This window comes from Candidatus Sulfotelmatobacter sp., from assembly GCA_035498555.1.
Taxonomy (GTDB): Bacteria; Eisenbacteria; RBG-16-71-46; order RBG-16-71-46; family RBG-16-71-46; genus DATKAB01.
In genome coordinates, this window is sequence record DATKAB010000047.1 from 1 (window position 1) to 5,044 (window position 5,044).

Annotated in this window: 5 protein-coding genes; all 5 read left to right on the forward strand. The window is 67.8% G+C overall.

Features of this window, described 5'->3' with window-relative positions:
• Window positions 1-262, forward strand: a 262-nt coding sequence (locus tag VMJ70_04110) for a hypothetical protein (GenBank protein HTO90292.1), incomplete at its 5' end; no start/stop codon positions are given.
• Window positions 262-1,236, forward strand: a complete 975-nt coding sequence (locus VMJ70_04115; protein HTO90293.1) for a hypothetical protein — start codon at window positions 262-264, stop codon at window positions 1,234-1,236. The genes VMJ70_04110 and VMJ70_04115, both read left to right, overlap by 1 nt.
• A 20-nt stretch (window positions 1,237-1,256) precedes the next feature.
• Complete coding sequence (locus VMJ70_04120) at window positions 1,257-1,901, forward strand: hypothetical protein (GenBank protein ID HTO90294.1); 645 nt, start codon at window positions 1,257-1,259, stop codon at window positions 1,899-1,901.
• A 205-nt stretch (window positions 1,902-2,106) separates the two neighbouring features.
• A complete protein-coding gene (locus tag VMJ70_04125; GenBank protein HTO90295.1) occupies window positions 2,107-2,571 on the forward strand; it encodes a hypothetical protein in 465 nt (154 codons plus the stop codon).
• A gap of 7 nt (window positions 2,572-2,578) precedes the next feature.
• Entirely contained in the window at window positions 2,579-4,933 is a 2,355-nt protein-coding gene (locus tag VMJ70_04130; protein ID HTO90296.1) for a FlgD immunoglobulin-like domain containing protein, read from the forward strand.
• Window positions 4,934-5,044 lie beyond the last annotated feature (111 nt).

Here is a 5,044-nt window from a genome sequence, read left to right on the forward strand (position 1 = left end):
TTCGGCCCGGATCAGCGGCCATGGGCTCGACGAGGACGTGAAATCGTCCTTCAGCAAAGTGGACGTCGGCGCCGTGCTTGGCTTCGGCGTCGTGATTCCGGTCGGGCGCCCCCGTCTCACGACCGAGCTGCGCTATCTGCAGGGGCTCGTCAACCTGTCCGGGGAGGAGTCGGCGAGTCCGATTCGAAATCTGCCGGATCGCTTCCATTCCAATGGCTGGCAGCTGACGGCGGCGATCCTGTTCCCGTTCGGGGGACGGTGATGAGCCGCGCGAGTCACGCGGCTCGCAATTGGCCGGGAGCGATCCGGCGGTTCGTTCCGCTGCTGGCGGCGGCGCTGAGCTTGCACGCCTCGACTGCTGCCGCCCAGGAAATTCCGCGGCCGTCGCTGGCAGGACACACATTCGTATCGACAGATCTCGTGCCCGACGCATTCGTGCGCAGCTACCTGCGGAGTTCAGTCGGATACGCCCAAGCCGCGCAGATCGACTACCCGCCACGCACGGTTGCCGGCGACACGCTGTCGGCCCTGAACGGCAATCTGGTCTATGCCCTGCTCAGCTTCGAGTATCAGCATGCGATCCGCGACTGGATGGCGGTGCGCGCCAGCGTTGGCATGCGGTCCCGCCTCGGCACCCAGGTCACCTCGCTCGTCAGCGAGGGCGTGACGGTCACGAATGGATTCGAGTTCGGATGGCTGGCGCGGTTGCGCGCGACGACCAGAACCATGCTGTGCGGCTCGCTCGCGGTCACGAACCAGACCGTCACCGTCATCGACCCGAAGCAATTCGCGGAGGACGTGGCGAACGGCCTCGCGGGGGCCAGACTGGTCGATCATGTGCCAACGGTACGCACCGCGGGAAGCCTGCGCTACGCATGGGCGATCGACCGACAGTTTGGCTTCACCGTGCTGACCGAGGTCTCCTACGGCGAATCGCCACGCCGACGCTCCCCGGACTCGTGGGAGTACGCGCTGGGCGCAAGCCTGGATTTCGACGCTGGAGCGGCCTGGGGTGTCCCGGTGGGCGCCGCACTCGCCTACCGGCGGATGTCGCTGCCGGTCATCACCACGACGGACAATGGCGACGCCTCCGAAACCGTGCTGCGTCTTGCGTACAACGGCAGGCCTGACTTCCTCATCTCCGTGGACATCCTGGGTGTGCTCGATCGAGACAATTCGCGGGCACAGGCGGTCTGGGCCGGCGGCGCCGCGATCTCAATGCGCTACTACTTCTGATGCGTTGGCAGTCCTGCATCATGATTGGCCTGCTCCTCGCATGCTCCGAAGCGGCCGCTTCGGCGACGCCTCCCCTCGCGCCGACCGAGGCACCGCCCTCCGGGATCGAGCGGGTTGCCGGGAAGTCATGGTCATTCGGCGCGTCGGCCTATACCTACCTGGTTTCCCACGATCAGGACTACGTGCAGCCCACGTTCACCGCCGATCGCGGCCAGTTGCACCTCGAGGCGCGCTACAACTATGAGGATCTCCAGACCGGCTCGACGTGGATCGGCTGGAACCTTGGCGCGGGCGAATCGCTGGTCCTCGAGTTCACGCCGATCGCCGGCCTCGTATTCGGCGCCACGCGGGGCATCGCCCCGGGTTACAAGGGCTCGTTGAGCTGGCGGAAGCTGGAGCTCTACAGCGAAGGCGAGCACGTCTTCGGCACGGCCGACGCTTCAGACAGCTTCTTCTACAACTGGTCCCAGCTGACAATCGCGCCTTGGGCGGGGTCCGAGTTCGGTGTGGTCATACAGCGGACCAGAGCCTACGAATCGGAGCGAGAGCTTCAACGAGGACTCCTCCTCGGCTTCTCCCGCAAGGGAGCGAGCCTGAGCGCCATCGTCTTCAATCCGGACACGGAAGAGCCGACGACGGTCATCGCCCTCGCGCTGACCTTCTGACGCCGAGACCCGCGCGGGGTAGGGCCTCGTCTCGGCGAGCCGGAGATCGCGCCGCGTGTAGGCCCGGTCCAGCCTCGGCGTCGCCGGACACCCCGGCCGGCAGCACGCGAAAAAAGCGTGCAGATCGCGGGTCGGATGGCGTTTAATTGAACGAGTCTCGCTGGTCGCATCCTACCCCGTGCGGCCTTCGCACAGGAGACACACCATGCTCCCCCGTGTCGTGCTGCTCGTCGCACTTGGCGCTCTTTCCGCTGTTGTCGGCACCAGCTCCTCCCAGCCAGCGGCCAAGGAACCCGAGGTGCGAACCCTCGGACCGGCCACGCCGCGTCCCGGACTCGAAGCGCTGAAGCGCGCGCAGTTCCTGGCCGCGCACGCGCACGACCCGGCCCCGCCGCCCGTCCCGGCATCCGCCGCCAAGTCGCCGCCGCTCACCACGGCGCGTCCGTGGTCCGAGACCGAGCTGGCCGCGCGCCGGGCCTGGCTCGCGGCGCATCCGGCGCCCACGACGTCGCGCCCGAGCGTGACCGCGCCGCGCGCCTGGACGCCGCCCGCGTCCGCGAAGCCGCCCGCGCCCACGCCCGCCACCATCGGTCCCCCCGATCGCTCCCCGCTCGATGCGGCGCGCCAGGCGAAGCTCGCCCGCGCCCAGGCGCCGGCGTCGGGAAAGTGAGGGCGCCATGAGCCTGTGGAAACAGCCGATCGTGGCGCTCGTCATGAGCGCGCTGGCCGCCGCGTGCACCGGGATCGCGCACGCGCAGTGCACCTATCCTGGCCTGCTGAGCGGCGCGGCCGTCACCGCCACCGGTGCAACCGGCACCAAGGCCACCTATCAATTCACCCAGAGCAACGTGTTCTGGACGGCGGTCGGGGTGCGCCCCGATCCCGGCGCCGACTGGGATATCGGCATCTATCAGAGCACCGCCGCCTATCCCACCTGCGTCGCCACTCTGCTCGGCAACTCCACGCGCACCAGCGGCGTCGATTTCGTGGTCGGCGACTTCAATCACAATCCCACCGGCACCTACTACGTGGCCGCCTCGCATTTCTCCGGCAGCGGCAACGGCAATGTGGAGTGGGACGGCGGGTCGGATCTGCTGACGGTGAACGCGCCGGTGGTGCAGCAATCGACCGATGCCACCAACGTGCTGCAGGTGTGGGACGTCTATCTGGAGCAGGACTCCACCTATTCATTCGAATTCAGCCACTCCGGCGCGGCCGACACCCATCTGCTGCTGTTCCGCAACGCGGCCGGCGGCACGCTGTGGGAAGGACGCAACGCGGCCGAATTCGACATCACCAATTCCACCCAGTACGTCGCACCCAGCACCGGCTACTACGGCGTCGTGGTCGTGAACGACAACGGCTCGACCGGCACGTTCGACGTGCAGGTGGGCGAATGCCTGCCGCCCGTCAACCTCGCGCAGCAGCAGCCGCAGGTCACCACCGGCGCCGAGAACTGGTACGCCTTCACCGAATTCGGGCCGCCCTTCGGCTACTACTGGATCGGCGCCGCGGTGCGGGCCAACGGCGGCTCGAGCGACTGGGATTGCGAAGTGTACTCGGATCCGAGCGGCACCTATCCGGTGTGCCTGTCGAGTCCGGTCGGAGGTTCGAACCAGTCGCCGCCCAAGGTGGATTTCGTGCTCGGCGACTTCGACTACAACCCGGGCGGCAACTACTACCTGCGCGCGCACCTCTATCAGGACATGGGCTCGGGCTCGGCGCTGGTGCAGCTCCAGGACGACCTCGCGCCGATCTCGCCGAATAGTTTCGCGGTGAGCGGCACCACTGGGCCCAACGACGTGTTCCGGCTGATGACCACCCGTCTCGAAGCCGCCACGGCCTACACGTTCAAGTTCTCGCAGACCGGGAGCGGAAACCTCAAGCTGCTGCTGTTCCGAAATCCCGTGGCCGGGACGTACTGGACGGGGCGCGGGAACGCGGAATTCGAAGTCAACGGCACCATCAACGTGATCTACACGGCGCCGACGACCGACGACTACGCGGTCGTGGTCGTCAACGACGACGGCAGCACGGCGACGTGGAGTCTCGCGATCGGCACCTGCCCCGCGCCGACCCCGCTCACGGACCAACGGATCGATGGCACGTTCAACTCGACGGACTACTGGTCGTTCGACCAGCAGGATCCCTACTGGACCGCGGTGGCGACCCAATCGATCTCCGACTTCGACATCTCCGCCTACAGCGCCGCCAGTGGCGGCAGTTATCCGGCCTGCGAGAGCGGCCTGCTGGCCAACTCGCAGTTTGGTCCCCCCACCACCGATCTCATCGTCGGCGACTTCAACCACAACGCGCCCGGCACGTACTACGTCAACGACTACGCCTATCAGCTCAACGGGGCCGGCGGCTACATCGAGTGGGACTCGGGGGCAGACCTCGTCACCGTGAATGGGCTCACGATCGAGCGTCCCCAGCCTCCCCCCCAGACCGTCGATCACTTCGTCGAAGCCTGGGACGTGTTCCTGCAGGCGGGCCACACCTACAGTTTCCGGATGAGTCAGGGCGGAACCGGGGACTGGCACCTGCTGCTGTTCCGCAATCCCGGCGGCGGCACCTACTGGGCCGGCCGGAACGCCGCGGCGTTCGACATGACCTCGGGCGTCAGGACCTACACGGCGCCCAGCACCGGGTTCTACGGCATCGTCGCGGCCGACAACAACCGAAACGACGACTACTTCTACGACTTCCGCGTGGACGAGGGCACGGTCTCGGTGGACGCGGATGCGCCGCCGGCGTCGACGGGGCTCACCGCCGTGGCGCCGAATCCGACGCGCGGCGGCACCATGATCGACTTCGCGCTGGCGAAGCCGGGCGAGGTGGCGCTGGACCTGCTGGATCCGAGCGGCCGGCGGGTGGCGTCGCTCTCGGGCAGCTTCGCGGCCGGGCGCCAGCAGCTGGCGTGGGACGGCCGCAGCGAGGCGGGCGTGCCGCTGCCGGCGGGACTCTACTTCGTGCGCATGCGGGTGGCGGGGCGCGACGTGGGTACGCGGCGCGTCACGTTGCTGCGGTAATCGCCGCGCCGCTTCGGCGATGGGCCCCGGGCGGTTGCCGGGGGGACCAGCCCAGACACCCAGAACAACGCCCTTCGACTCGCTTGACGGGCTCCGTTGCTCGAGCCTCTG